Annotated in this window: 32 protein-coding genes; 11 read left to right on the top strand and 21 right to left on the bottom strand. The window is 65.4% G+C overall.

Annotation, left to right across the window (positions count from 1 at the left end):
* Positions 1-29: 29 nt before the first annotated feature.
* The 6 genes from QMG61_RS08515 to QMG61_RS08490 form a co-directional block, all read right to left on the bottom strand.
* Entirely contained in the window at positions 30-482 is a 453-nt protein-coding gene (locus tag QMG61_RS08515) for a GNAT family N-acetyltransferase (protein ID WP_283493914.1), read from the bottom strand.
* Positions 483-560: 78 nt separating this feature from the next.
* Positions 561-1,592, bottom strand: coding sequence for an NYN domain-containing protein (locus QMG61_RS08510; RefSeq protein ID WP_283493913.1), 1,032 nt, complete (start codon positions 1,590-1,592; stop codon positions 561-563).
* A 174-nt stretch (positions 1,593-1,766) separates the two neighbouring features.
* The gene (locus QMG61_RS08505; protein ID WP_283493912.1) at positions 1,767-2,129 is read right to left on the bottom strand and encodes an HNH endonuclease; all 363 of its coding nucleotides are present in this window, start codon (positions 2,127-2,129) and stop codon (positions 1,767-1,769) included.
* Between the two features lie 31 nt (positions 2,130-2,160).
* On the bottom strand, positions 2,161-3,174 hold the full coding sequence (locus QMG61_RS08500; protein WP_283493911.1) for an alpha/beta hydrolase: 1,014 nt from the start codon (positions 3,172-3,174) through the stop codon (positions 2,161-2,163).
* A 424-nt stretch (positions 3,175-3,598) separates the two neighbouring features.
* The gene (locus QMG61_RS08495; RefSeq protein WP_283493910.1) at positions 3,599-4,696 is read right to left on the bottom strand and encodes a cytochrome b N-terminal domain-containing protein; all 1,098 of its coding nucleotides are present in this window, start codon (positions 4,694-4,696) and stop codon (positions 3,599-3,601) included.
* Positions 4,697-5,233: a hypothetical protein gene (locus tag QMG61_RS08490; RefSeq protein WP_283493909.1), complete on the bottom strand. Its 537-nt coding sequence runs from the start codon at positions 5,231-5,233 to the stop codon at positions 4,697-4,699.
* A gap of 384 nt (positions 5,234-5,617) precedes the next feature.
* On the opposite strand from QMG61_RS08490, the gene QMG61_RS08485 reads away from it, so the two are divergent.
* The gene (locus QMG61_RS08485; RefSeq protein ID WP_283493908.1) at positions 5,618-6,169 is read left to right on the top strand and encodes an OsmC family protein; all 552 of its coding nucleotides are present in this window, start codon (positions 5,618-5,620) and stop codon (positions 6,167-6,169) included.
* A 47-nt stretch (positions 6,170-6,216) separates the two neighbouring features.
* On the opposite strand, the gene QMG61_RS08480 is transcribed toward QMG61_RS08485, so the two are convergent.
* Positions 6,217-6,630 (bottom strand): nuclear transport factor 2-like protein, encoded by a 414-nt coding sequence (locus QMG61_RS08480; protein ID WP_283493907.1) that lies wholly within the window; start codon positions 6,628-6,630, stop codon positions 6,217-6,219.
* A 77-nt stretch (positions 6,631-6,707) separates the two neighbouring features.
* Here QMG61_RS08480 and QMG61_RS08475 point away from each other — a divergent pair, with 77 nt between their 5' ends.
* On the top strand, positions 6,708-7,241 hold the full coding sequence (locus QMG61_RS08475) for an NADPH-dependent FMN reductase (protein WP_283493906.1): 534 nt from the start codon (positions 6,708-6,710) through the stop codon (positions 7,239-7,241).
* A gap of 144 nt (positions 7,242-7,385) precedes the next feature.
* On the opposite strand, the gene QMG61_RS08470 is transcribed toward QMG61_RS08475, so the two are convergent.
* From QMG61_RS08470 to QMG61_RS08460, 3 genes are read right to left on the bottom strand one after another with little or no spacing between them, the layout of a single operon-like run.
* Positions 7,386-7,847, bottom strand: a complete 462-nt coding sequence (locus tag QMG61_RS08470) for a DUF1348 family protein (protein ID WP_283493905.1) — start codon at positions 7,845-7,847, stop codon at positions 7,386-7,388.
* A 15-nt stretch (positions 7,848-7,862) separates the two neighbouring features.
* Positions 7,863-8,795, bottom strand: a complete 933-nt coding sequence (locus tag QMG61_RS08465; RefSeq protein WP_283493904.1) for a pyridoxamine 5'-phosphate oxidase family protein — start codon at positions 8,793-8,795, stop codon at positions 7,863-7,865.
* A gap of 31 nt (positions 8,796-8,826) precedes the next feature.
* Positions 8,827-9,381, bottom strand: coding sequence for a carboxymuconolactone decarboxylase family protein (locus tag QMG61_RS08460; RefSeq protein WP_283493903.1), 555 nt, complete (start codon positions 9,379-9,381; stop codon positions 8,827-8,829).
* Between the two features lie 111 nt (positions 9,382-9,492).
* Here QMG61_RS08460 and QMG61_RS08455 point away from each other — a divergent pair, with 111 nt between their 5' ends.
* Entirely contained in the window at positions 9,493-10,110 is a 618-nt protein-coding gene (locus tag QMG61_RS08455; protein ID WP_283493902.1) for a CGNR zinc finger domain-containing protein, read from the top strand.
* Between the two features lie 93 nt (positions 10,111-10,203).
* Here the strand turns inward: QMG61_RS08455 and QMG61_RS08450 are convergent, their stop codons facing one another.
* From QMG61_RS08450 to QMG61_RS08440, 3 genes are read right to left on the bottom strand one after another with little or no spacing between them, the layout of a single operon-like run.
* Positions 10,204-11,163 carry a DMT family transporter gene (locus QMG61_RS08450; RefSeq protein WP_283493901.1) on the bottom strand — a complete coding sequence of 320 codons (960 nt, stop codon included), beginning with the start codon at positions 11,161-11,163 and terminating at the stop codon, positions 10,204-10,206.
* Positions 11,160-11,300 carry a hypothetical protein gene (locus QMG61_RS08445; protein WP_283493900.1) on the bottom strand — a complete coding sequence of 47 codons (141 nt, stop codon included), beginning with the start codon at positions 11,298-11,300 and terminating at the stop codon, positions 11,160-11,162. The genes QMG61_RS08450 and QMG61_RS08445 overlap by 4 nt, the downstream gene beginning before the upstream one ends.
* Positions 11,293-12,138 (bottom strand): NAD-dependent epimerase/dehydratase family protein, encoded by an 846-nt coding sequence (locus QMG61_RS08440; protein ID WP_283493899.1) that lies wholly within the window; start codon positions 12,136-12,138, stop codon positions 11,293-11,295. Before QMG61_RS08440 ends, QMG61_RS08445 begins: the two co-directional genes overlap by 8 nt.
* A 77-nt stretch (positions 12,139-12,215) precedes the next feature.
* Here QMG61_RS08440 and QMG61_RS08435 point away from each other — a divergent pair, with 77 nt between their 5' ends.
* On the top strand, positions 12,216-12,692 hold the full coding sequence (locus QMG61_RS08435; RefSeq protein ID WP_283493898.1) for a GNAT family N-acetyltransferase: 477 nt from the start codon (positions 12,216-12,218) through the stop codon (positions 12,690-12,692).
* Positions 12,693-12,770: 78 nt separating this feature from the next.
* Entirely contained in the window at positions 12,771-13,259 is a 489-nt protein-coding gene (locus QMG61_RS08430; RefSeq protein WP_283493897.1) for a SixA phosphatase family protein, read from the top strand.
* A gap of 115 nt (positions 13,260-13,374) precedes the next feature.
* On the opposite strand, the gene QMG61_RS08425 is transcribed toward QMG61_RS08430, so the two are convergent.
* The 4 genes from QMG61_RS08425 to QMG61_RS08410 form a co-directional block, all read right to left on the bottom strand.
* On the bottom strand, positions 13,375-14,733 hold the full coding sequence (locus QMG61_RS08425) for a hypothetical protein (protein WP_283493896.1): 1,359 nt from the start codon (positions 14,731-14,733) through the stop codon (positions 13,375-13,377).
* A 68-nt stretch (positions 14,734-14,801) separates the two neighbouring features.
* Positions 14,802-15,392, bottom strand: a complete 591-nt coding sequence (locus tag QMG61_RS08420; RefSeq protein ID WP_283493895.1) for an RNA polymerase sigma factor — start codon at positions 15,390-15,392, stop codon at positions 14,802-14,804.
* 224 nt (positions 15,393-15,616) lie between these two features.
* Positions 15,617-16,177: a hypothetical protein gene (locus QMG61_RS08415; RefSeq protein WP_283493894.1), complete on the bottom strand. Its 561-nt coding sequence runs from the start codon at positions 16,175-16,177 to the stop codon at positions 15,617-15,619.
* A 227-nt stretch (positions 16,178-16,404) separates the two neighbouring features.
* On the bottom strand, positions 16,405-16,992 hold the full coding sequence (locus QMG61_RS08410; RefSeq protein WP_283493893.1) for an NUDIX hydrolase: 588 nt from the start codon (positions 16,990-16,992) through the stop codon (positions 16,405-16,407).
* Positions 16,993-17,093: 101 nt separating this feature from the next.
* Between QMG61_RS08410 and QMG61_RS08405 the strand changes: the two genes are divergently transcribed.
* Together QMG61_RS08405 and QMG61_RS08400 are read left to right on the top strand one after the other, a co-directional pair.
* Entirely contained in the window at positions 17,094-17,567 is a 474-nt protein-coding gene (locus QMG61_RS08405) for a GNAT family N-acetyltransferase (RefSeq protein ID WP_283493892.1), read from the top strand.
* Positions 17,568-17,815: 248 nt separating this feature from the next.
* On the top strand, positions 17,816-18,379 hold the full coding sequence (locus tag QMG61_RS08400; RefSeq protein ID WP_283493891.1) for a dihydrofolate reductase family protein: 564 nt from the start codon (positions 17,816-17,818) through the stop codon (positions 18,377-18,379).
* 26 nt (positions 18,380-18,405) lie between these two features.
* Here the strand turns inward: QMG61_RS08400 and QMG61_RS08395 are convergent, their stop codons facing one another.
* From QMG61_RS08395 to QMG61_RS08385, 3 genes are all read right to left on the bottom strand, one after another.
* Entirely contained in the window at positions 18,406-19,740 is a 1,335-nt protein-coding gene (locus tag QMG61_RS08395; protein WP_283493890.1) for an MFS transporter, read from the bottom strand.
* A 209-nt stretch (positions 19,741-19,949) separates the two neighbouring features.
* The gene (locus tag QMG61_RS08390; protein ID WP_283493889.1) at positions 19,950-22,097 is read right to left on the bottom strand and encodes an ArnT family glycosyltransferase; all 2,148 of its coding nucleotides are present in this window, start codon (positions 22,095-22,097) and stop codon (positions 19,950-19,952) included.
* Positions 22,094-23,368, bottom strand: coding sequence for a bifunctional glycosyltransferase family 2/GtrA family protein (locus QMG61_RS08385; protein WP_283493888.1), 1,275 nt, complete (start codon positions 23,366-23,368; stop codon positions 22,094-22,096). Before QMG61_RS08385 ends, QMG61_RS08390 begins: the two co-directional genes overlap by 4 nt.
* A 508-nt stretch (positions 23,369-23,876) precedes the next feature.
* Here QMG61_RS08385 and QMG61_RS08380 point away from each other — a divergent pair.
* Complete coding sequence (locus tag QMG61_RS08380; protein WP_283493887.1) at positions 23,877-24,551, top strand: hypothetical protein; 675 nt, start codon at positions 23,877-23,879, stop codon at positions 24,549-24,551.
* A gap of 78 nt (positions 24,552-24,629) precedes the next feature.
* On the top strand, positions 24,630-25,109 hold the full coding sequence (locus QMG61_RS08375; RefSeq protein WP_283493886.1) for a signal peptidase I: 480 nt from the start codon (positions 24,630-24,632) through the stop codon (positions 25,107-25,109).
* Between the two features lie 16 nt (positions 25,110-25,125).
* On the opposite strand, the gene QMG61_RS08370 is transcribed toward QMG61_RS08375, so the two are convergent.
* On the bottom strand, positions 25,126-25,410 hold the full coding sequence (locus tag QMG61_RS08370) for a hypothetical protein (protein WP_283493885.1): 285 nt from the start codon (positions 25,408-25,410) through the stop codon (positions 25,126-25,128).
* Between the two features lie 94 nt (positions 25,411-25,504).
* Here QMG61_RS08370 and QMG61_RS08365 point away from each other — a divergent pair, with 94 nt between their 5' ends.
* Together QMG61_RS08365 and QMG61_RS17430 are read left to right on the top strand one after the other, a co-directional pair.
* The gene (locus QMG61_RS08365) at positions 25,505-25,780 is read left to right on the top strand and encodes a type II toxin-antitoxin system Phd/YefM family antitoxin (RefSeq protein WP_283493884.1); all 276 of its coding nucleotides are present in this window, start codon (positions 25,505-25,507) and stop codon (positions 25,778-25,780) included.
* Positions 25,777-26,131, top strand: a 355-nt coding sequence (locus tag QMG61_RS17430; protein WP_349358166.1) for a type II toxin-antitoxin system RelE family toxin, incomplete at its 3' end; no start/stop codon positions are given. The genes QMG61_RS08365 and QMG61_RS17430, both read left to right, overlap by 4 nt.

Raw genomic sequence — 26,131 nt, 5'->3', positions numbered from 1 at the left:
CCGCACGTTCCCGCCGGTCGGGGCCCTGACTACAGAGCAGGCGTCAGGCTCTTGCTCATCTGGATTGCCGTGGCTTCGTAGCCGAGGGATTCGTAGAGACCCCGAGCGTTGGTGTTGTAACCGAACACGTTGAGGCCAATCGAGGTGGCACCCAGACGGCGCGCCTCCGATTCGCCCAGGAGCATGGCCTGGCGTCCGAATCCCTTCCCGCGCAGCGCGGGCAGGATCTCCACATCGAAGACCCACCAGGCATCCGGGCGGTTCGGCTGCGGGCCGATCCACAGGTAGCCCACCGGTTCATCGCCGTCGAGGACGTCAAATACCCGATGTGTGGCGAGCAGTTCTCCACCGGGGAAATTCGCCGCGAATGATCTGTCGGCATTTTCCCTGGCCTGGATCTCGGTTTCACCCGATTCGATCCGGGACGCCACGTAGTCCTCGTGCGTGGACAGCAGCCACGCATCGAATCGCTCTCGAGGCATTGTCTGAAGTCTGGTCGTCACCGGCCCATCGTGGCACAGTCCCAGGCTCGGCGGGTGCCCGCGCCGTTCAGTGCCTCGCTATTGCTTGGCGTTACCCTCGGGGCGCAGGCGGATCAGCCGTTGCGGACCGTCCTCGACCAGCTCGGCGAGGTCGCCGCGCGAGGAGAGGAAGTCGGTGAAGGAGCGGTAGCCGAGCGGCCGCTCATTGAAGGAGGGGTCCATCCTGCGCATCTGGTTCTTGACCGTGCCCGTGTTGAGCCACTCGTCGGCGTCGCCCTTGGCGTGACCGATCTGTAGCGCGCGCACGAGGAGCTCCGTTGCGACCGTCTGCGGGTCGATGTCCTCGGCCGGTTCCGGCTCGTCGAACTGCGAGTCGTCGGTGTGCGAGAACATCGGGATCGTCGTGAATCTGCGAGCTTCGACGGGCGCGGCCTTGGGCGGCTCCTCCGCGGGCTCCGCAGCCTTCTTGCCAGACCTGGACCGCTCGGCGGGAGCCGCGGCGACGGGTGCGGTCGCGGCGACCTTCACGATTCCGGGGAGCGAGTCGTAGTCCTCGAATTCATCGCAGGCCGCCGCGAGCGACGTGCTCGTCGACCCCGCGACTCCGATGCCCACGACGTAGCGACCCAGTCGCTTCGACTTCTGGGCGAGGGCGATGTAGTCCGAGTCGCCCGCGACGATGATGACGTGGGTCAGATCGGGCAGTCGGAAGAGGTCTTCCACCACGTCGACGGCGAGACGGATGTCGGCGCCGTTCTTGGTGCCCCGGGTCGTCGCGGTGAACAGCTGGGTGAGGTCCACGGCTCGGGACATGAGCTGGCGTTGGTAGCTCGCGTTGACGGGCACCGACCAGTCGGCGTAGGCCCGGTTGACGACGAGGGCCCCAAATGATGCGGCGAAATCGATGATGGCGTTGAAATCGACCGTTGCGGCGGCCAGGCGTGCGGCGACCTCGGGGTCGGCATCCCGGCTCGACCGGTCGAAATCGCGGATGCCGTCGCGCTGGAACGCATTGCGTCCGTGCAGCTGCTGATAGCGCGAGATGACGATGTTGTCGAAGTCGATGTACAGGCCGACGCGTGCATCGTTGGCATCGTTCGGTTCGGTCATGGTGAGCTCCTTAGCCGCAGGCGGAAGACTCAATAGCGATCCGGTAAGTCCAGTCTGCTGCGAGTGATGCGGTGAGAGCAACTCGCGTGCTCGGCGACAACTTCAGGACGCGTGGCGCAACGCCGCTGCAGTTCATCGAGAGTCGGCGATTCACCGCCCGACACCCCGTGCGAGTCAAGCCGTGCCCGCATCCGGTGTCAGCACCAGCGAGGCCCGCACCTCCACGAAACGCAGGAGAAAACGGCGCTCGTCCAACTTCTTGCGACGCATCCAACTCGTCACCTCGTCGTTGCTCTTGCTGGCGTTGCATGAGCCGCACGCCGGAACGATGTTGTCGAGCGTGTAGCGACCGCCGCGGGAGATCGGCTGCACGCAGTCGCGCTGCAGCGCGCGGTCGCTTGCTGCGCAGTACGCGCACCCTCCCCACAGCTGTTGCAGGGTCGCCCACTGCTCTGCGGTCAGATCATTCTCGACCAGCGCCATGCGCCGTTTGCGTCGACGAACGGCCTTGGCGGCGCGACTGTTGGGGTGAGGCACGGAGCAAGCTTAACCGCTGTCTTGTCGGCGATCACTCGCTGAGTTGGGCCACGAAGGCGACACTGTCGCGGGAGATCTGGACGCGGGCGTCGTCGTGGCTGACCGTGGGAGTTCCGTCGCCCGGCTGCGGGCCGTAATCACCGAAGTAGGCGTGCACAGCGCCCCCGACCGCACTGAACGTTGATCCGGCGGGCAGGATTTCCCTGGATGCCTCGATCTTGTCGGGGGTGGCGAGTGCGTCGCTGGTTACCGAAATGGACAGGACCTTCGCGGTCAGCGAGGTGCTGATGTCGTTGGCAGGGTACGAGGCATAGAGAAGCAGGCCCACGACGGGTGCGACGGGGTCGACATCGCCCGAGTCGGCCTCGATCGCGGCGACGGTTCCGCCCAGGGAGTGCCCGCCCACGACCCAGCGCGTGATGCCGGGGTAGCTGGCCCTGGTGGAGTCAAAGGCCGTGACGGAGAGGAAAGCGATGCCCAGCGGCTGCTTGGGGATGATGACGGTGTAACCGGATTCGGCCAACGGGCGCAGGACCGCGGCGTACGCGCGGGCGTCCACCTTGGCACCGGGCTGAAAGAACACTCCCGTGCGGCTGTTGGCGCCGGTCGGAGTCATCACGATCCGGGTCGGGCCCTCGGCGACGGTGACGCTGGTGTCCGAGCCCATCGCAGTCAGGGCCGGCTCGAGCGCGGAGAACGGGCGCAGCCACGCGATCAGCGCGATCCACGCGATCGACGCGACGACAAGGACGACGCGGGCGATGCGACGCCACCCCGGACTACTGCGCCGGGGGCGAACCGACCGCCAGCCGACGAACACGGATGCGAGAAGGGTCGCGAGGAGGAGGACGGCGTAGAGCGGGTGGCCGTGCACGATGGCGCCCCAACCGGTCAGGCACGCCCAGGCGACGACCAGGACGCCGGCCGCGGCGGCGACGCGCACGACCCAGATGATCCGGGACGCGTCTGCCGGCGTCGACGACAGATGACCGGTCGCTTTCCGCAGTCGAATCTTCTTCGGCGCCCCGGCCGCTGCATCGTTCACAGGGCCAGACTACTGGCGTCGGCCGGATTGACCTGTGCGGCGGAGAACGACGAGCCCGGAGGTTGAGGATTGAGAAAGTTCTCGGCTTGCGCGTCGAGAGGCTATGGCTTCTTCTGTGGGGCGGCGGGAGCTAAACGAAAAAGTTTGCGGAGAATGGGGAAGGAATCGCCCTCCGGAATGACCGGACGGTTGAGCCGGCGATTGCGTTCGAGGGCGATTGTCACACGTCCTGCGAGCAGGAGAGAGACGATCAGGAAGAGTGCGCTGACACCAAAGCCCAAGCCGACCATCGGGCTGGGTGGCGCAGTCACGGTCAAGCTGAGGCCGCCGGTAGCCAATATCGCAATCCCGACAAGGATCCACAGCGAGATATGCGCACGTCGCAGGGGGGACTCCCCCCGGGCTCGGTCCCGTGCTCCCTCGCTCACAGGTGCGTCTGAGCTGGGGTAACTGCCATCAGGATGGTCAGCACGATCAGGGCGAGGGCTAAGACTGCGGCGATGGTCATCGCAACAGGGCGGCGGCGCCACAATCTATTGGGGTTTCGATCGACAAACGGGAGGATTGCCAGGAGCAGGAAGAAGACCACTTCTCCCCAGACGATCGCGGCCAGCCCGAACCAGTTCTCCAGGGTGAACGGCCACCAGAACATCCAGGGCGGAAGGGTGATTTCGATCCCTGCCACCGGGGGGGAGCCGATTGGCGCCGGCAGAAGAATGGCAAGGATGCCGAGAAGTCCGGACAATGCGACCCCGAAGGCCACCAGACGGCGGATGTGTCGGGTGAAGGGCTGAGTGGGTTCTGAATCTGGCGCCTGATCAGGAGACGCTCCGACAGGCAATGCCGGGTGGGGAGACATATGGTGCCGTTTTACCAGCAGGAAGTGCAGGAAGACGAGCACCAGGATCATGCCGGGAATGATGACCACGTGCGCGCCGTATAGCCGCAGAAGAATCGAGACCCCGCTCGAGAACCCAGGGGAAAACCAGAAGCCCACCCCGCCGAGGAGCTTGCCGAGTTCAAGGTTATGACCGAGCGCCTCGTAGGCCTCCTGATCCCATTTGAGCACCGTGCCAGTGAAGACGGCGAATGTCAGGAGCCCGAACATCGCGACCCCGACGAGCCAGTTCCCCTCCCGCGGCCTCTTATACGATCCCGTCAGAAACACTCTGACGAGGTGCAGAACAGTTGCGACATACATGGCTTGGGACGCCCAAAAATGGACACCGCGAAACAGCCTGCCCCAGTCGTTCGCTTCGATCGCTCGGACCGATAGGTTTGCGAGTGCGGGTCTCGGTGCGTAGAACTGGGTCAGAATGATTCCCGACCCAATGAGCAGCACGAAACTCAGCACCGTGATCCCGCCGAGAGTCCAGGCGATCCGGTTGGCGTGTTCCGGGACAGGGTAGGCGAGAGCCGAGATACCCATGCGTTCGTCGATGACGTCCCACGCCTTTCGACTCCACGAGCGGGTTTCCTCGGGGGTGGATGCTGGCTTGCCGTTGGCGAGTTCAGTGGACATTTACTTTTCTCCCGCAACCGTGGCTTCGGACCGTTTGCTGTTCTCGCCCGCCGCGTCGGAAATGTCGCGTCGCAACTCCTTCAGGCTTTCGCCGGGTCGGAATCTGACCGAGAGTGCAATGCCAATGGCCAGGGCAATCGCCGACAGGGCGAGGAGCATCCATTCAACGAGACTGAGTGGACCTCGCGACGGAAATGGGGCCAGCACGATCGTCGTGCCGGTTTGCTCGCCCACGGCGGGGCTGAGCTCATTGATTGCCTCCGTGATGGAATCCTGCAGCAAAGTGCGAGCGGCCACGGTGTCCCCAGCTACTAGTGCATCTCTGGCCTCATTCACCATCGACACATCGACGCCATCCTGATCCTCCGCTGCAAGCGCGTTGTCGACCCTCATGAGGGCCTCGGCCGTGCCGTCCTCGCCCGGTTCGTTGACGAGAAAGCTCAGAGCCTGCTGAACCATGACGTAGCCTTCGTCCGCCGACTGACCTCCGTCCGCCTGTGCAGGCTGCCCGACCGCAATCACTCCCAGAAGCGCCATGAGTACACCAGTGACGAGGAGTCGACCAATCCTGGCGAACCTCGTCAACTTCTGCACGTGCACTGCGCGTGTGGGGGGCCCCGATACTCGTTGTGAGCTTCTCATGGGATTCCGTTTCTCCCGCCGGGCGGGCGCCGCCTGCACTGCTGCCAACAGTAGGCGGGACTATAATGCGCAAATAGAGACTTAGGTCCCGGTGCCTGCGGACGACGTGCATTGAGGGGTGTGAACGGCGCCGCCCGTGGCGACGCTGCACCGCTTGCCGGGGCTGCCGAACTGCTCCTCACCCACCGGGATTGGCCAATAAGGCGCAGTGTTACCGCGGGAGTCCCGCTATGACGGTGCGCTCTTCGCGGGCGGCGGCATCCGCAGTACTGTCGGCGCATGACTCTCCTCGACGTATTCCCCGTAACCTTTGTCACCGCCGACGAGCGCGCCACGCGACTGACCGAGGCCGGCACGGCTTGGCAGGAACGAATCGCCGCCGATGTGGCCAATGGGCTGCTGACCTATCGCGTGCGCGGCACCGGCGAGGGCTCGGTCGCGTCGACAATCACGGCAGGCAAGCACAGCTTCCAGGTGGACGAGCCCGCAGCGCTAGCCGGAGACGATATCGCCGCCAGCCCCGTGGAGTTCGCGCTCGGAGCACTCATCTCCTGCCAGATCGTCGTCTACCGCCTCTACGCGCACGCCCTCGGAATCCGGGTGGATGAGATCGACGTCAAGGCCGAGGGTGACCTCGACGCCCGCCGCCTGTTCGGGATCGAGGAATCTGTTCGCGCCGGCTTCACCGCGGTGCGCCTGGACATCACCATCACCGGCCCGGAGACAGACGCCCGCTATCAGGAGCTTCGGGCGGCGGTCGACGCCCACTGCCCCGTGCTCGACCTCTTCGCCAACGCGACGCCGGTGACCGTGAGCGTCGCCACGGCGTAGCACTGACCCGGAGTTTCCGGCATTGTTTGAAATCGTCAGCAGTCCCGCTAGTGGTGGCTGAGGTGTTCGTTGTCTTTCCAGATGCCGTCGCCGGGCATGTCGAGCCGGTCAGTCATCGGCGCGCGCCATTGCGGGGTGTCGGTGGGTTCGCCCCAGTAGTCGGTTACTCGCACGGCCTTCCCGTTCTCGAGTTCACCAATGGTCACGTTGCGGTACAGGCGACCGTCGCCATAGTTGCAGGTCCACTCGACCACCACGACATTTGCAAGGTGAAGGCGTCTTCCGACCTCGAGCGTCAGTTCGGCGAAGTTACCCTCCACGCTGCCGATGAGCTTGCTGGTGCGCACGATCTCGCCCATCTGTGGCCATTGCCGCACCACATTCTCGGCCAGAGGCACGCCGAGGATGTAGGCGAGACGAGTCTCACCGTTGGACTCCTCTTGATTCACGTTCACTGACATGCTGTTCCTCCTGTGTTCGTATCGCTGGATGTGGTGCCGCATCGCGGCACAGAGCGGCCAATAAGATTGGATAGATCATGAGACTGTTGCTTGTGTCGGGCAGCACACGGAAATCATCGACCAACAACGCCACGTTGGCAACCGTGCGTGAACTGGCACCGGCAGGCTCTACCGCAATTCTGTATTCGGGCCTGTCCGCATTGCCCTCATTCAACCCGGATGACGACCGCGACCCTGTCCCGGCAGCGATTGCCGAGCTGCGGGAGCAGATCAGTCACGCCGATGCGATGTTGTTCAGCACGCCCGAATACGCCGGCACCTTGCCTGGCAGCTTCAAGAACCTGCTCGATTGGACCGTCGGCAGCGAGGTAGTCTCCGGGAAGCCGGTCGCGTGGATCAATGTGGCCGCCCCGGGGCGCGGCCGCGGTGCCCTCGCCACTCTGGCGTCTGTACTCGGCTACATCGATGCACGGATTCTGGATGAGGCCTGTATCGACCTCCCCGTTGCTCGGGACATGGTTGAGTCCGGGATTGTCGCGTCGCTGCCCGAACGTGACGCCCTTGCCCGCTGGTGGGTCACCATGCAAGGGCAACTGGAGAAGTCCGAGTAGTCACGTTTCAACGGTCAGCATCGCATGTTCACGCGACGAGCTCGGGGCCCTGGACGCCCGCGGACTCGCTGCAGGGCTTCACGTGGTCGAGCGCCGGGTCCGATTGCGCGAGTGCGGCGTACGGTTTCTCCCCGTTCATGGCGGTCACCAGACCGGGAAGTCGACACCGAGTTCGGAATGTGGACGGGGTCCGAAAATGCGACGCTCGACCTCGGCGATCGGGTGGTCGTTGATGGATGCCTCGCGGCGGCTCATCAGCCCGCTGGACTCGAATTCCCACAGTTCATTGCCGTAGCTGCGCCACCACTGGCCGTGATCATCGTGCCACTCGTACTGGAAGCGGACGGCGATGCGGTTCTCGCGGAAGCCCCACAGTCCCTTGCGGAGTGCGTAGTCCTGCTCGCGTTGCCATTTCGCGGTGAGGAGTTCGATGATGGCCGGACGGCCGATGACGTGCATGTCGCGGTTGCGCCACACCGAGTCCGGTGTGTAGGCGAGGGCGACCTTCTCGGGGTCACGGCTGTTCCAGCCGTCCTCGGCGGCCTGGACCTTCTGGAGCGCCGTCGGCAAATCGAAAGGCGGGAACGGGGGGCGGGATTCGGTCATCGAAACGTGTCCTTGTCAGTCGGTCAGTGCGGGGTTACGCGGATAGGGGGTGTGGGCAGTCTCCCGCGCCGGGAGCAGATGACCGGCCACGAGGCGCTGCAGGGTGAACCGTGCAATACGGCCGGTGTGTCCGTCGTCTCCGGGACGGCCGGGTTCTCCCCAGTCGATCTGGGTCGTGCCCGAGAGGTGCAGCGTGCGTCCGGTGGAAAAGTCGAAGAAAAGCAGGGCGGCTTCAGGATTCACGGCGAGGTTACCGAAACTGTTGAAGAGATTGTTGCCCGGGTAATCGGGCCACCACAGCCCGTACCTGTCGGCGCGGACGACACCGGGTGGGCCGCCGCGGTGGGACGCGTCAGCGCCTCGTTCGGGGTTCGCGGTGCCGAGGAAGAAGGTGTCGGCGGCCCGGATCAGCTCCAGGTCTTCCGGCTCGAGCGTGCTGCCCTCGCGAACGTGATCGCGGCCGGTCCGGTCGCGGTCTTCGGGTGCGAGAAGGCGTTGTTGAATGTATTTCGGGCAGTTGCCGTAGGCCTGCTCGACTTCGATGAGAAGAAGATCACCGCCGCTCACGGCGAGGGTGCCGTTGATGCGCACCCGGCGCCGGGTGGCGAATTCGACCGTCGTCATCCCCGCCTTCTGGCCTGCGGGCAGCCCGTGCAATGGGTCTCCTGCGGGGATCACGGCATGGACCGCGACGGTGGTTTCGGACGGCACCTCCAGGAACCCGGGTTTGCCGACCAGTGGGGACGTCCAGAGCCGTCCGGCGGCATCCCTCCCGGAGATGACGAGGAACGTTCGGTCGCTGAGGATTCCCGCGATGCCGCCAGTCAGGGCGGCGGGCTCAAGCATTCGGGACAGGCGAGCCGCATCTTGCTCGACCCCGGCTTGGTGTTGCACGGCAAGCTCGCCGGCGTGGAAGCCCACGTCGGCGAGCTGCTGTGTTCCGGTCATGGTCATCATCTCCTTGAGGGCGAGGGAAGGCTTACAGTCCGATGACGGGCCAGTCGTTCTCCACATTGGCGAGCACGTTGAAGTAGTTAGTCAGGATGTTCAGCGCAAGGTTGGCGACCAGCTCACCGATCTCCGAGTCGGTCACGCCGGCGGCGCGGGCCGCCGCGATCGCGTCATCGTCCACGTCGCCCGCGTTCTCGGCGATCGTGTTGGAGAGCTTCAGCAACGCGGCCACATGCGGGTTGCTCGACTCGGCGCGGCGCGCGGAGTCCAGCTCGGCGGAATCCACCTTGGCGATATTGCTGCCGATGTAGGTGTGGGCGGAGAGGCAATACTCGCAACCGTTCAGCTGAGCGGTGGAGATCGCCAGGCGCTCACGTACCGCCGCGGGCAGGCCGCCGGATCCGACCGCAGCGGAAAGCGCGAGGTACCCCTTCAGCAGTGCGGGGCTGTTGGCCATGACCTTCGTCATGTTCGGAACGAGACCCAGTCCCTTCTGGACCTGGTCGAGCAGCTCCTTGGCAACGCCGGTGGCGGTCTCAGGCTGAATGGGGGCGAGGATGGCGAGGGTGGTGGTGGCGGTCATCTGCTTCTGTCTCCTTGATTTCTAACGGAAGAACTTGTGTTCATCCGTTAGAAGTTATAACACGATTGTTCTAACGCATGCAAGTCAATTCTTCCGTGATAGATTGGCTCTATGGAAAAGATGGGGTCAGAGCGCAGTTGGGTGCTCGCGGAAGAACCGACGCCGGTGCGTTTGATGGCGACTATCTGGGCGGACACGGATGGTCTGCACGACGACTTCGCGGTCCCGTCGGACGTGGACGCATGGCTGGATGCTGTCGGCGTCGACCGCGAGGGTGTCACGGCCACTCAGGAGGAGCTCCAAAGCGCGCTCAATCTGCGAGACTCGGTGCGCAGGCTGGCAGCCCACGTCACGGACGATCAGCGTTCCGCTGCAGCGTCAACCGTGGCGCACGTGGATGACGCCGCCCGAATTGTGAACGTGGCGGCCAGCGCGCGTACTATCCCGCTGCTGCGGCTGAATGACGGTCGTCTCGTACTGGCGGCCGATTCTGCAGTGTCACCGGTGGGTGCCGGCCTGGCCGAAGTCGCCTATGAAGCCCTGCATCTACTGGGCGAGAACGGCTCCCATCTGCGGGCTTGTTACGCGCCCGGCTGCGTGCTCTACTTCCTGAAAACACACCCCCGACGGGAATGGTGCTCGGTTGCTTGCGGCAACCGAGCCCGTGCGGCACGGCACTACCAGTCCGTACGTTCGGCGCGGGTCGGGCCGGAGCGCACGAGCCACTGAAGCACGAGCCACTGAAGCACGAGCCACTGAAGCACGAGCCACTGAAGCACGAGCCACTGGAGCACGCGCTATCCGTGAACTCCTTCTAGACGATCAAGACGGCGGGAGTGCGATCTGCCGGTCATCGATCCGGCTGGAACGAATGATCGGCTCGTTGCGCCGCGGCCATCGGAAAGTGAGCGCTATCAAACTGCTGACGATAAGGCCTACCCCTACCCATCCCAGGGTTGGGAGTCGTTCTCCCACGATCACGACGGCGAGTATGGCCGCGACGACGGGCTCGACCAGGGTCAGGACGATCGCTGTGCTGGCGCGCACCCGGGCGAGGCCCATTCCGAAGAGGACGTAGCCGGCGAACATCGGTATGACGGCCAGGTATATCCCCACGGATGCCGTAGGCCACGAGGACAGAAAGGGGGCACCCGGGGCTAACGCGACGGGCATGAGCAGTGCCCCGGCGACGCCAAAAATGGAGCCCATCACGGGCCGAGCCGGAACACCGGTCTCGATGACGTGGTGCGCGGCCCATGAATACAGGGCGTAGGTGAGCCCGGCGAGCAGGCCAAGGAAGACGCCCAGCGCGGAATCGAAGGCGCGGCTTGCTCCGGGAGTCGCTGACTCGGCAACGCAGAGCACGGTAGCGCCGGCGATTCCCAGGCCGGCACCGGTCACCCATCGGCGAGTCAAGCGATGCCGGTCGGCCACACGTTCGATGATGGACGCGAAGATGGGCGCGGAGCCGATGGAGACGACCGTTCCCGCGGCGACGCCGGCGAGGTGCATGGATGTGTAGAAAGCCAGCGGGTAAATCGTCACAGCGATCGCGCCCAGAGCCACGATCCTCCACTGTCCTCGCAAACCACGGCCGTTGTGTCGGATTGATCGCAGAGCGATCAGCGCCTGCAAGAGCCCCCCGAATCCCATGGCCGTCGCGCCGATGGCGATCGGGCTGACATCGGGGGCGAATGTTGCTGCCGTCCCGCTCGTTCCCCACAGGATCGAAGCGGCCAGGACCAGGACGACGCCCGCGCGGTAACCGGACGACTGCTTCACGGTCCGTCGACCAGCTCGAGAGCGAGCCGTTCGGCGACCTCGGGCTTGCTCCCCGATACCGCTTTCGCTCGATCGGCGTGGAGTCCCCACCATTCTTCGCCGGCGTCCGCGCGCAGGCTCTGAGTTTCATCAGGCATGGCGGGTCCCGCTGCCCTCGAGGATGGCGCGGTAGCCCTCGCGATAGCTCGGGTAGGTGAAGTTGAATCCCGTGTCGAGCAGGCGCTGATTGCGGAGGCGTTTGTCGCCGCCGCGCCCACTGCGGGTCTCCACGACCATCGGCGCCGGCAAGCCAAGCTCACCGGCGAGAAAGTTAAGCACATCAATGCCGACGACCGGGGCGCTGTCCACGCCGAGGTAGAGCGGAGCCGGCGGTTCGTCACGCGCCATCAGGTGCACGATCGCCGCTGCCGCATCGTCACGATGGATGCGGTTCGTGTGCCGTGACAGCGCAGACACGGTGGCGTGTCCCGCGCGCACCTGAGTGATCAGCCGTTCCCTGCCCGGTCCGTAGATTCCGGCCAGTCGGAGCACGACCGCCTCTGGAATGCGTGTGTGCAGCATCCGTTCTGCCTCCAGCAGGATGGCCGCGGTGCCCGGTCTGGGGTTCGCCGGTGTCAGCTCGTCGACCCAGCTGCCGTCGTTCACGTCGTAGACGGCCGTTGATGACACCAGCAGCACGCGTCGCGGCGTGACCGGGGCCTCGTCGAGAGCATCGAGGAGGTTGTGCAGCCCGTTGACGTAGGCCGCCGTGTACGACTCGGTTGTGCGGCTGCCGGCGGCAAGCGCCACGATGACGGTCTCGGTGCCCGGTGGCACGACCGGCTTCTCCAGACTGAGGTCGATCGACCTCCCCGTGATGGCCGGGGGCAGCCGGGCAGCGTTGCGACGCAGGCCCACCACGTCGTGCCCGAGTTCCGCGAAGCGCAGACCCACCTCGGTGCCGAGGTCGCCGCATCCCGCAATGAGTACCGTCATATCTCTCCTCCGGTCGCCCGGGCCTTGCCGCCTGGCCGGAGGTCGGTGACGCGGCCGCAAGAACGTACGCTCAGTGTATGAGCCTGCTGCGCCCCGCCGAACCGTCAGACATCCTCGAAATCCTTCGGCTCGTTCTCGAGCTCGCCGTGTACGAGAAGGAACCAGACGCGGTCGAGGCGACCGAAGACGGATTCCGGTCGGCACTGTTCGGAGAGAGCCCGGCCGTCTTTGCGCTCGTCGTCGATGGCGCGGAGGAGGGCACGCTGGCCGGGGTGGCGATCTGGTATCTCACGTTCTCGACCTGGGAGGGCGTGCATGGCATTCACCTCGAGGACCTCTATGTGCGGCCGGCGTACCGGGGGAGTGGGTACGGCAAGGCCTTGCTGGCCCGCCTGGCCGCGATCTGTGTGGAGCGCGGCTACGCCCGGCTCGAGTGGGACGTGCTGGACTGGAACGAGCCGGCAATCGGCTTCTACCAGTCGTTCGGCGCTCGCCCGCTCGATGGCTGGACCACGTATCGGCTCGACGGCGACGCCCTGCGTCATGGCGTTTAGCGTGGGGCTTCCGGCTCGCCCGGCCGATGAGCACTGGCAGACTGTAGGCATGGTGCAGCACGACGTCAGGCCAAGTCCATGATGAATGAGCGCACGCTGATCCTTCTCAGGCACGCCAAGTCGGACTGGTCGGTCCGGCAGGCAGACGTCGACCGCCCGCTCGGCAAGCACGGGCTCCGACAGGCCCACCGCGCAGGGCGGTGGCTGGCCCGCATGTTCGAAGGCATCGACCTCGCCGTTGTTTCGCCGGCCACCCGAGCTCGGAGTACCTGGGAGATCGCCTCGGGTGAGCTCGATAATCGGCCATCGGTCCGGATCGACGACGGGATGTATGCCGCGTCCGGTACTCGACTCCTCGCTGTTGTGGCCGAACTGCCGGACGACGTTGACACCGTCGTCATGGTCGGGCACAACCCCGGGTTCGAAGACCTGATCACGCTCCTCGCCGGCGAGTCGGCGTCGATGCCTACCTCGGCGTTCGCCGTCATCGGGCTGACCGGGCCGTGGTCGTCGGCCGGTCACTCCCCGGCGAAACTGCGAACGTCGGGCAGACCGCCTGCGGCGTAATCCTCAGTCGCGTGAGTTGTCTTCTCTCGCCAACCGAGAGGTGTTCCCGGGTCCGGTGAAAGCGACCTGCCATCGTCGAACATCCCGCTTGACGAGTGGACGATCCCGATACCCACTACCTCGTTGCGAAGTCGAGCTTCGAGTCGGCGACGGCGATGACCGTCCAGTTGCCGCCGTCGGCATCCGTGAATTCATAGGCCGGGACAACGAGCACGCTGCGGTCGGGCTGCCATTGGGTCGTGAGACCAAGTCGCGCGCTGACGATGTCGATCTTGTTCACGGGCCACGACAGCGACGTACCCGCTGCGGGGGTCACCGGCGGCTCCGTGGGCGGCACCCACTCGGTGGTCCCCGGTGCGGTCTGGGAACGCAGGGCCATCGGTCCGCCCGTCATCTGGGCGCCGAACCGCGGGTCAGAGAGCCGTTCGAACGCTGCCTGTTCACTGACGATGGCATAGTCGCCAAGCGGAACGATGTCGGCGAGTGCGCCGGAGGCGCTGTACACGCCGGCAGCCGTGAGCTCGAGGCCCCAGGCTGAGTCGATGCGCCGCCCGTCGATGACGGGCCAGGCCTGCGCGCTCCGCGTGAACGAGCCCTCCCACGTGTCTGAGCTGTATTCGAACGACCCCGGGTCTCGCCCGGCCGAAGCGATCAGCGAGCGCAACGCGGCGATCGCGGCGTCCTGGTTCGGAAGATCAGTCGGCGGTTCGCACGGCTGGGTTGAGTTGGCATCCAGGCCGCACTGCCACGGGTTGATCTGTGGATCGGTGAAGGAGAAGCTGAGCATCCCGTCGAGACTCACGGAGAGGTACGGCGTGGTGCCGTCTGGCGCGCCCACGAGCCAGGAGCCGTCCATCGTTTTCGGGCTTCCCTGGACTTTGAGCGCCGTGGCGAGTGCGGCGACCCGCTCAGTAGTGGATGCGGTGCGCGCGTCGAAGGTGTACGCCGGCGCCGTGCCCGCGGTCGCCGACAGGCCAGAAGAACTGAAGCTGCTGCGGCCGGATCCGAAGGGGTACGTCATGTCGGACACGCCGCCCGCGGACATTTTGGATGGCGCACCGGAAGGAGCCCCGGCGAAGCCGCCGTTGGCTGTGCCTCCCTCTGCCGCTGACCCGCCGCTTCCGGCGCCCGGCAGCACAATGGCGGGAACGGCGCCGCCTGCGGAGTTCGTGGTCTGACCGGTCGACGCCCCAATCCCGAATCCAGCGCCGCCGACGATCACGAGTGATGCGGCGACCGCCACGAACGGGATCCACCGGGGGTGCCGGCGCGCACGCGCTGCGCTCAGATCAGCGATCGGCGCCGACTCGGTGGCGGGCTCGGGGAGAGTGTTCGCCAGGGTGTCCTCGACAACGGCGTCGGCGAATCCCGCGCGGGGTTCAACGTCGGCCGCGGGGTCTGCGGCGCGCAGCCGGGCGAGCGGGTCGAGCTCGTTGTCGTCGTTGATGCTGTTCGTATCGTTCATGTCGTTCATGTCGTTCACCCTCCGTGAGTGTGGTTCATCTACGGATATGTGCGGTGCGTTTCAAACCTTGCAGGCGCTTAGAAGGAAAGTCGTTCCGTCCATGCCTCTCGCAGTCGTTTGCGGGCGCGCGAGAGTGCGGCATCCGATCCGGAGCGGGAGATGCCGAGCACCTCCGCGAGTTCCTCGCCGTCGAGACCTTCCCACGCGTGCAGGAGCAGGATTTCGCGGTCGCGTTCGCCGACGCTCTCAAGCGCACCGCGAAGCTCGGCGTCAAAGAGCGCGCTCAGTTCTGGGTGTTCACTCACGCGCACCGTGCCCGTCTCGGGGACCACGTCGACGGGGAGGTCGATGAGTTTGCGGCGATGGTTGGCGAGAGTGAATCCGGCGGTTCGATACAGCCAGGGGAGGACGGCCTCAAGCGGAACGTCGGCGCGTCGGCGCCAGGCAACCGCCAGGACCTCGGCGGCAAGATCTTCGGCGTCTTGACGTGGGCCGCGGCGCGCAAAGTAGCGCACGAGCGCGGCGGAATGCTCGCGGACCACGGTGGTGAACCACGCCGCATCCGTGCTCGGGTCGTGGCCCGGTCGCGAAACAGGCAGGTCGGTGCCCGCGGGCATCGCCACGCCCTCATTTGCATCGGCGGCTGCTCTGGTGCTGTCGATCGTCACATACTGAATGTGTCAGATCCGTTGCGAATCTTGCACGACTTTCGAAAATCGGCGATCGCGCCGACATCGCTCCTGCAACGTCGACTCTCCGCAGAAACGGCGATTCTCCGGGGGAGCCGGGCCGCGCGCGGTGCCTGGCCGAACAGTCATAGCCGGAATCTCAGAGGTCGCAGGCAGGAGGGCCTGCGATGGTCAGTCGCAGACCCTCCACTGGATTGGTCTCGTCAGCGTCGGCCGTGACCTCCGTCTCGGGTGGTGATGATGTGGGCTGCCAGGGCCTTCTGGACGGCGTCCGCCTCAGTCTGGGTCAGGGTGCCGTCGGTCACGGCCTGGTCGAGGGTGGCCTTCGTCTGGGCGGCCCTTTCGGCCTCCTGCTCGGACTGGACTTGGGTCAGGGCTGTGGTCACCGTGGCTTCGTCGATGTTCAACTCGGCGGCCAGTGCCTTGGCGAGCTCGGTCCGGCGGGCATCCCTGGCGACCTCTCTCTCGGCCTGGGTGGCATCCGGGGATGGGCGGGCGGTAGCGGCGGTTTGATCACGCACTGCGGTCAGGGCGTCCGAGACGGTGGCCGCGGGCAGTCCCAGTTTGGTGGCCAGTGCTGCGGCGTCGAATCCCTTGCCGCCGTGGCCATCGTGACGGCCGGTGGGGTTGGCGGTTTCGCCAGACAGTTCCGATGAGCCGGCTGTGGGGGTGGGGGTTTCGGCCTGGGCGGTCTGGACCATGCCCAGCCCGACACCCGAGACCAAAGCCACGCCCGCTACTCCGGCGATCAGTTTCCTCTTCATGGTGGTTCCTTCCGTCCTGCCCGGAGTCTCCGGTTGGTGAAATGAAGCCTGCGGGCCGCGCCTATCAGGACACTATGGTTAGGCTGAGAGAAGGTCAGGAATCACTCGGGCGTCGCCGCCGAACACGCCGGTACCGTCGGATCCGACACACGCCTGACGGCCAATTCGGGCGCGATTCCGATCAGGGTGAAGCCCATCGGAAAAGGACGCTCGCCGAAGGTGATGCCTTACTCGGTGTCGCCCTGGTTCAAGATTTCGTCAAGAATCCTGAGTACGCGGTTCCCGAAGTGCGGAGGCACGTTGTCGGGCAGTCCCGTGACGGGCCACCAGGCGACATCCTCGCTCTCAGAGCTGGTGGACGGGGCCAGATCAGTCCTCGCGATCGCTCCGAATCCGATGTCCCAATGCACGCTGCAACGAGTGAAGCCGGCACCCAGGGTGTGACGGTCGACGTCGAGGACGCCTCCGACCGGGCGAATGTCGTTGATGCCGCCTTCCTCGCGGGCCTCACGAAGGGCTGCCGATGGAACAGATACGTCCGTTGCCTCCACATGGCCGCCGAGTTGAACCCAGAAACGCCCCTTTCGATGAAAGCACAGCAAAACCTGGGCGAGATCGGGGGTGAAGACGAAACAACTCGCAGTCACGTGCTCCGACCCCCCGTCCCGATCCAGGGCAGATCCAGGAGACGCGCTGACGAACGAGACGTATTCATCACGCAGCTCGCTCTGGCCCTGCCCGAGTGGTTTCCACGCGTTGAGCGTGTCGATCAGATTGGCCGGGACGGCTGGGTGGGGACGTGACGCATTCACCATGGCCTAACCCTACTGAGGCGTCGGAAAGTTCGGCCCAGGAAGCCAACGGCCACTGGGCGAGCGATCGGGTGAGCTCGGCGTCTCACGCATACACTTTCGCTATGGCGATTCGAGCACTACGTGAAGAGGATCGTGGTCTCCTCCGCCGGGCAACACTGGCCAACATGAACTGGATCGGCCCCCGGTTCACTTTCGACGACGTCGATGAGTCGGACGAACTCACCCACTACTTCCGCACCTTCCCTCGTGGGCGAGACTTTGGCCTGGTGGACCACGACGGGGGCACCGTTCGAGCCGTCGCGTGGCTCGTATTCCTGCCCGTGGAAAGCCCCGGCTATGGATTCGTCGAGTTGGACACCCCCGAGTTGAGCATCACGACGTTCGAAGGCTTTCGCGGGACGGGCATCGGCAGTGACTTGCTCGCACAGCTGATTGCGTCCGCCAAGGCGCGAGGCTTGCGCGCTCTGAGTCTGAGTGTTGAAGACGGCAATAGAGCTCGACACCTTTATCAGCGCGTTGGATTCACGGTGGCCGGTCGAAACGGCGGATCCGACACGATGCTTCTCACGCTCTGAACAGCGCACGCAACGCCTCTGACTTCGTCGAATGGCGTGGTCGCATCCGCGCGGGACGAGACTAGGCAGTCCGCCGACTGGTGGATATTCTCCTTCGCCAACCCGTGATCGGCGCAGCCGAAGCCGCAGTCCGGATTGGTATTCCCAGTGTCAACGCTCAGCTTGCCATCGATCGCCTGACGCGAACATTCTGACGCAGATCACAGTGCAGCGGTAGTACTCTCAATGCGTTACGAGGAGGTCTTCTGATGCGCCGGGTTACGTATTCGATGGGCGTCTCCCTCGACGGCTACATTGTCGGACCGGACGGCAACATCGCCTCGCCGCCGCCCGAAGAGGAGATCTTTCGATTCGTCATCGAGGAGGCTCGAGACATTGGTGTTCACCTACTGGGGCGACGGCTGTACGAGACGATGCTGTACTGGGAGACCGCCGACCAGGATCCGTCGCTCGACGAATCGGAGCGTGAATGGACCGCGATCTGGAAGCCGCTGCCCAAGATAGTTTTCTCCACCACGCTGTCGGCGGTGCAGGGCAATGCCCGCCTGGCATCCGGCGGTCTGGCGGAGGAGATCGAACGGTTACGAGCCGAGCCGGAAAGGGGCGATATCGCGATCGGCGGCGCGACTCTCGCCGCCGAAGCGGCCGCGTTGGGTCTGATCGATGAATACCGGGCCAGGGTCTACCCGGTGCTGGTCGGCGGGGGCATTCCGTTCTTCCCCCACAGCCGACACCGAGTCAGCCTCGAACTCGTCGAGACCCGCAGCTTCAGCTCAGGAGTTGTTTATCTCCGCCACCGCGTCATGCGCTGACTGCAATCGAGCCGGAGCGCACAATCTCAGTCCTCGAGCGCACGACCTCGCAGATCGGGCAGGGTGAGGGCCGCGATCGCCGCCACCGCGAACACCGCGGCGAACACCCCGAAGGGCAGCGCCACACCCCCGATCGCCAGAAGCAGGGGAACGAACAGCGGCGCGATGATCGATGCCAACCGGCCGAAACCGGCGGCCCAACCGGCCCCGGTTCCGCGGACCCGCGTGGGGTAGAGCTCGGGCGTGACCGCGTAGAGCGCTCCCCACGCACCGAGGTTGAAGAACGACAGCATCGAACCGTAAACGAGGATGGCCGTGACATCGCCGGCGGTGGCGAACAAACCCGCCGAGATCGCTGACCCGCAGAGAAAGGCGGAAAGGGTGAGGCGTCGTCCCCACTTCTCCACGAGCCAGGCCGACACCGCGTAGCCAGGCAGTTGCGCGAGCGTGATGATGAGCGTGTATTCGAAGGAACGCACCAAGGAGAAACCCTGCGCCACGAGCAGTGTCGGCAGCCAGATGAAGGCGCCGTAGTACGCGAAGTTGACGCAGAACCAGACGATCCAGAGCGAGATCGTGCGCCGACGCAATACCGCACCGAACAGGGTGGGCTTGGGCTCCTCCATCGTGACATCCGGTGCGAGAGCTGCGGATGTCACGGGCGGCGCCGGCACGTTCGCGGCATCCTCGAAGTCCCGAACGATCCTCTCCGCCTCGGCGTACCGGCCCTTGGCCTCGAGGAACCGCACTGACTCGGGCAGACGGAGCCTCACGACGATCGAGTAGACCGCGGGTATGGCCCCGAGCGCGAGAGCCCAGCGCCATCCGTCATCGCTGGTGGGCACGACGAAGTAGCCGATGAGTGCCGCAGCAGTCCAGCCGACGGCCCAGAAGGACTCGAGAATCACGACGACGCGACCGCGGATGCGGGCGGGAGCGAACTCGCTCACCAGCGTGGAGGCGACGGGCAATTCCGCACCGAGCCCGAGACCCACCAGGAACCGCAGGGCTACGAGCGCGCCGATCGACCAGGCGAGCGCCGACAACCCGGTGAATACGCCATAGACCAGGAGTGTCAGCGCGAACACCTGGCGTCGACCGAGCTTATCGGCGAGCAGTCCGCCGACACTCGCGCCGATCGCCATGCCGAGAAACCCAGCGGATGCGACCCAGGACAGGTCGGCGGCCTCGACGTTCCAGACCACGACCAGTTGGGCGATAACGAACGAGATGAGTCCGACATCCATCGCGTCGAGGACCCACCCGATACCGCTGCCACCGAGTAGTGAGGAGTGCTTGCGTGTCCACGGCAGGGCGTCGAGGCGCTGCGACCGGGTTCGTCCGGTCGTGATTGAGGTCATGAATCAATACTGGCGGTAGCTGCCAGTGGGGTATAGCCGATGCGAGCAGCCGCAATCCGCGTGGATCATCGCCGCGACGAGTTCTCGAGGCCCAACTACCCGACACAAGTCCGAACGGGCCGGTCACGTGACAACTGTTGTCGCGTGACGGATGAGCTTGCTGCCTGCTCCGAGGCGCCGGCGCCGGTTTGCCGTTGCCGACGGTCGGCCTATGCCGCCGTGTCCACGGCCGCTGACAGATCGTAGAGCGTGACGCCGTCGACGGTCTGGGCTGTGTAGGTTGCCGCGACCCAGGCCGCGATCTCGGTCGATTCACTCGATCCGCCGTTGGCTTGGCCTGCCGTTCCTCCGATGAAGTAGTGGATCTTCCCGGCGGCCACGTCGGCCTGAAATTCAGCGAGCGTCGGAGCGGGATCGCTGCCGTTGAAGCCCCCGACTGCCATCACCGGCAGTTCCGTCGCGAGCTGGTAGCTTGCGGCCGAGTCCGATCCGACGGCCGCGGCGATCCAGGTGTACCTGGCGGCATCAGCGGAGAGCAGTGCGGCAAGCTCTGAACTCACGGCAACGGACCCCATGGGTGCGCCGCCCCCGCCCCCGCGGCCGCCGCCGGTGCCGTCAGTCGGCGTAGTCCCGGTGCCGCCCGTAACGCCGGTGGGCGCCGTGCCCGTTCCGACCGCCGGCGGACCGTTGGCGCCTCCCCTGGTTCCCGTGGGCGGCGGGCCTCCGGTGCCGTCGGCAGTTCCGGTCGTTGCTCCCGGGAGGCCGCCCCCGCCGTCGGGCATTCCGCCTCCGCCCATGCCGCCCATGCTTCCGGAAACGGTCGGCCCGGCCGTGACGATCGACCCGGTGTGGGCCGTCGACACGGTTTCGAGCGTGTAGGCCACCGGTGCCAACAGCGCGCCGGTGAGAGAGACCGCGACGGTCACGCACCGCAGCACTGTGCCGGACGGCGAGCTGGGGCGGCCGATCTTGGGCGGGAGCATCAGCAGAACTGCCGCGATCATGCCGAGCGCGACGACGGCGAACTTCAACCACGGCCACCAGTCGACAGCCCGGTCGAGCAGCACCCACGCCCATACGCTCGTGGCCAGCATTGCACCGGCCGCGGTGATCCGGGCCCAGAGCGCTGTGCGCTTCATCCAGACGAGGTTCGCACCGATCGCGACGGTCCCGGCGAGTGCGGGGGCCAGGGCCACCGTGTAGTAGGCGTGGAAGATCCCGGCCATGAAGCTGAAGGCTAGCGCGGTCAGGAGAAGATAGCCCGCTAGGAGGAGAAGAGAGGCCCGGCGGGGGGAGACGCGCGGGGCGCGTCGCAGCACGACGAGGGCGGCGACGAGTAGCACCAGCGCAGCGGGGAGGAGCCAGGTGATCTGGCCGCCGAACTCGCCGAGGAAGAGCCGGAAGATTCCGGTCTCGCCCCACATCGAGCCCGCACCCGTCGCCGTCGCAGCGCCGGGGGTGACGCTCCCGGTCTCGCTCCCGGTGAGGCGCCCGAACCCGTTGTAGCCGAAGGTCAGCTCGAGAAAGCTGTTCGTCTGCGAGCCGCCGATATAGGGGCGCCAGCTTGTGGGAACGAGTTCGACGACGGCGACCCACCAGCCGGCCGAGACGGTCACGGCGCCGAGTGCCGCAAGAGAGTGCCAGAGCCGGGTGACGAACTTGTGCGGCGCCGCGTAGAGGTACACGCCCGCGAGCACCGGCAGGATCAGAAAGGCCTGGAGTTGCTTGGTCAGGAAGCCGAGGCCCACCATCACTCCGGCCCAGAGCACCCATTTAAGCCTGCCGGTTTCGATGCCGCGCAGCGTGAAGTAGGTCGCGAGGCTGAGGAGCAGCACGAGCAGGGCATCCGGGTTGTTGAACCGGAACATCAGTGCGGCGACGGGGGTCACGGCGAGCACGGCACCGGCGAGCAACGCGGTGCCGGCCGAGAACCGGCGGCGCACGGTGCCATAGAGCACACCGACCGAGGCGACACCCATCAGGGCCTCCGGCACGAGGATGCTCCACGAACTGAGCCCGAACAGGCGCACGGACAGGGCCATCAGCCAGAGGCTCGCGGGGGGCTTGTCGACGGTGATCGCATTGGCGGCATCCGAAGACCCGTAGAAGAACGCCGTCCAGTCGACCGATCCGGCCTGCACAGCCGCGGAATAGAACGAATTGGCCCAGCCGCTCGCGCCCAGGTTCCAGATGTAGAGCATTGCGGTGACGAGCAGAAGGCCCAGCAGGGCCGGGCGCTCCCATCGCGCCGAGTCGGGCCTGCCCCGCACGAGGGTGCGCGGCAGGGCTGCGACACGGGCGGCGACGCGTGTTCCGAACGGGGATGCGAGAGGCCGGGGGGCGACCTGGGTCGTCATGAACTGGCTACTTTCTGGTTGGGGGACAAATGGACACGGGAGATGACATCGTCGCGGGAAGTTCGGGGTTCGATCCGGGTCGGTGCCGGGGAACTCTGGCCCCGAAAGACCCAGAGCCGCAACAGCAGGAACCGCATGACGGTCGCGAGCAGGTTGGCCGCGGTGAGCCCGATGATCTCGGCCTGCGCACCGGCATCCGGGCGCAGGAAGTGCAGCCCGAGGAGCGATCCGCTCGTCACGAGCCAGGCCAGGCCGAAGATCACGAGGCCCTGCGCCTGGTGCTTGATCGCACTTCGCCGCCCGCGCACGCCGAAGGTGAGACGCCGGTTGGCCCAGGTATTCAGGACCGCCGTGATGAGCAGGGCGAGGAAATTGGCCAGCTGGGCGGACATCATGGCCTGGAGCACCAGGTAGAGCGCGGCAAAGGCAACGGTCGACAGCACGCCGATCACGCCGAAGCGCAGCACCTGGCCGAAGAAAGTGGGCGGGGTCGGCGGTTCGAAGGGCGGACGACCGAGTTCGGCATAGATCTCGTCGACGGGGATCCTCCCGGTGACGAGCGAGTGGGCCACCCTCACGAGGCCTTTGATGTCGTCGGTGGCGGTGGCGACCACGTCGACGCGGCTGTCCGGGTCGTCGATCCAGTCGACCGGCACCTCGTGGATCCGGAGCCCGGCACGCTCGGCGATGATGAGCATCTCGGTGTCGAAGAACCAGCCGGTGTCCTCCACGAGCGGGAGCACGCGCTGGGCGACGTCACGGCGCATGGCCTTGAAGCCGCACTGGGCGTCGCTGAAGTCGACGCCCATCGTCGCCCGCACCAGCGCGTTGTAGCTCCGGGAGATGAATTCCCGCTTGCCGCCGCGCGTGACTCGGGAGCCGCGCGACAGGCGGCTGCCGATGGCGACGTCGGAATGGCCTGAGAGCAGCGGGGCGACGAGCGGCGGCAGCGCGCGAAGGTCGGTGGAGAGGTCCACGTCGACATACGCGACGACCGCGGCCGGCGAGGCGAGCCAGACATTCTTGAGCGCCCGGCCACGGCCCTTCTCTGCGAGGTGCACGGCGTGGACACCCGGCAAATCTGCGACGAGGGCTTCGGCGATGGCGGCTGTGTTGTCGGTACTGGCATTGTTCGCGATGGTGATGCGCCAGGGTTCGTCGAACGAGTCGACCAGGTACGCGTGCAACACCCGCATGCTGCGCGCAAGGGTCTCTTGTTCGTTGTACACAGGAACGACGACGTCGAGGGCGAGGGCTGCTGATCTGGTCATAACGGCAACTCTCGGCCCGTGGCCTATGCCGGAGCAGTCTGCCTCCTATGAGCGAGCCAAGAGAACCTCCACAGGGGTCAGGCGAATTCCGACAGGCGCATGGCCGCGGTCATTGACAACAAGCCCGCACGAGCCCGGTGCGGGTGAATGGGCTCGGGGGCTGCTGGCCGCCCCAATTACCATCGGGGCAATCATGGCGACGCCATCAACCTGGTGTGACTACGTTCGCATACGCCAAACGGTGGACTTGCTCTGAGCTGCTGGCCTCAACTCACCCTGACAGGTAGGGCGCGCCGAGGGGACATGCAGCCATCGGCATATTCCTGTGGCGTCTGACTGTTGATTCTGGGGCCGGTAACCATACAGGACCGGAAGAGCCATGCGCAAGCCGTCACTTCGGGTGCTTACGGCATCAGAAGACCAGGTCTAGCTTGAGCGGTGGGGGACAGTGGATCGCATCGCTGTCATTCGGACCCGAAGCCGAATTCAACCAGAGATGAGATTCACCATGCCCAGAAACAACACCAGAAAGAAGTGGGCTGTCGGAGCGGGAGGTGCGGCTATCGCACTCACTTTCTCGCTTGTCAGCCTCGGCACCACCGGCGCGTACTTCAGCGACACCCATCAGGGAGACATCACCGGCACGATCGGTTCAATCAAGGTGGTGGGTTCAGCTGGCACCGGCACGGAAAGCCTGGACCTGAACTTCACCGGGTTGCTGCCTGGCACGCCGCAGACGGTGACCGCCGGCTACCAGAACACGGGGGCCAGCCCTCAGGACGTCTGGGTTGTGTTCAACAACGTGGACGCTCTGCACGCGTTGAACGACCTCGGCACGTACGGTGAGTTCCACGTCAAGGCGAACGGAACGGCGTTGTTCGACTCCGCGAACCTGAGCGATGACATGGACGACCCGGCGAACCTCAGCTGCGGGCCGATCGCCCCGACCGGTTGCTGGCCTGTCCCGAAGATGATCAAGATCGCGTCCAACGTCGGACCTTCGGCCAGCGGAACTGTCGACTTCACCTTCGGCTACGCGTCGAAGTTGAAGGGTCAGACGGCGGCCGGCGGCGGTGTGTGGAACTCCTACCCGGTATCCACTGTGCCCAAGCCGAACCCTGTGGTTGTCGGCAGCGGCCTGCCGTACCAGCTTGTTGCAACGCAGGTTGGTCAGACCCCGTAGTCACACGCGGTTGAAACCCGGATGCCTGCTACCCGAAGGTAGGCATCCGGGTTTCTTGTACTCAATCAGAGGATGCTCGTGAACAAGAAGGTCAGGCGCCTGGTGACTGCGGTCATCGCCGTCATGCTGATTCTCGCGCCTGTGGCGCTGCTTGTCTCGGGGGTGCTGCCGTACCGCGCGTACGTGGTGCAAACCGGGTCGATGAGCCCGACGGTCCCGCCCGCGAGCCTCGTCATCGTTGAGGTGGACAAATACCAGGTCGGTCAGGTCATCACCTTCCGCAAGCAAGATGAGCTGGTGACGCACCGGCTGGTCAGCGTCAACGCTGACGGGACGTTGACAACCAAAGGGGACGCGAATACGTCCGCGGATCCGTCGACGCCAGTGCCAGCTGACGTCATCGGTGGTGTCATCTACGCGCCGCGCGGGCTCGGCTTCTGGGTGATGTACTTCCACAACCCGCTGACCATCGCATCGCTGGTCCTCTGGGCTGTGGTGAGCTGGCTCCTCTGGCCGCGTGAGACCACGGCAGTCGACCGACCGCCGGCAGTGGCCTGACGAGAGCGCACGCCGCTCAAAACAGTGGACGACGACCGCTCGTGTGAAGCGTGTAGTCCGCGAATTCCTGAGACAGCTCGATTCGCCCGAGACCAAAGAGCACATCGATTACAAACCAGCCCGGGTCGATGGCGCCGACGTCCCCGGGAACGTATATGGCGTTGGCATCGCGTTGAGTGATCGAATCTTGACCGAGGTCGTCGCGCGCGACCACCTCGCCGCCATCACTGTCGCCGTTGAGACGCTTTCCGGACGTCCACGTGAAGGCCGACGGTGCGTTCGGGACGCCGTGCCCAGGCACCGAGTTTGGTCCGCAAGCCGAACCCTCAACGGGAGGCCAGTTGTACGTTTGAAGGACACTTGTACATCCCGTAGGTGAAATGTACGATTGAAGAATGTCGGCCACAGTCCCTGTCAGCGTCTCTGATGCACGCGACCAGCTCGCATCGATCATCGACCGCGCTCGCACCGAGCACGAGCCGGTCTTCTTGTCTCGCCGCGGGCGGCGAGTCGCGGCTGTTATCGACGTCGACGATTTGGAGCGTCTCATCGAATTGGCCGAAGACATGGCCGATATTCGTGCCGCCGAGGAATCACGTGAAGAGATGCGTCGCACGACAAGCGAACCGACTCCTTGGGAACAGGTGAAGGCAGACCTCGGCCTCGTATGAACTACTCGGTGAAGATCGCGCCAGCGGCTGAACGGCAACTGCGCCAGTTCGATCCGCAAGTCCGTCGTCGAGTTCAAGCAGCGATCGACCTCTTGGCAGACGATCCGCGGCCACCCAGGGCGATCCAACTCGTGGGGGGCTCGGGGGAATGGCGCGTCAGAACGGGTGATTACCGCATCATTTACGAGATTCACGACGACCAGTTAATCGTGCTCATCCTCCGATGTCAATGGCCAATCCGATCTGCCCACGGGCGGCCAGTAGAAATGCCCGCTGGTGGCCATGAAAACTGCCCACTCATGGCCAACAGATCTGCCCACCTGGGGTTTGGTGGCGTTGGCCATGCGTGGT

Source organism: Cryobacterium sp. PH31-AA6 (assembly GCF_030063195.1).
In the GTDB taxonomy this organism is placed as follows: Bacteria; Actinomycetota; Actinomycetes; order Actinomycetales; family Microbacteriaceae; genus Cryobacterium.
The sequence above is the reverse complement of the archived record's forward strand: the minus strand, read 5'-3'. Positions and strand labels throughout refer to the sequence as shown.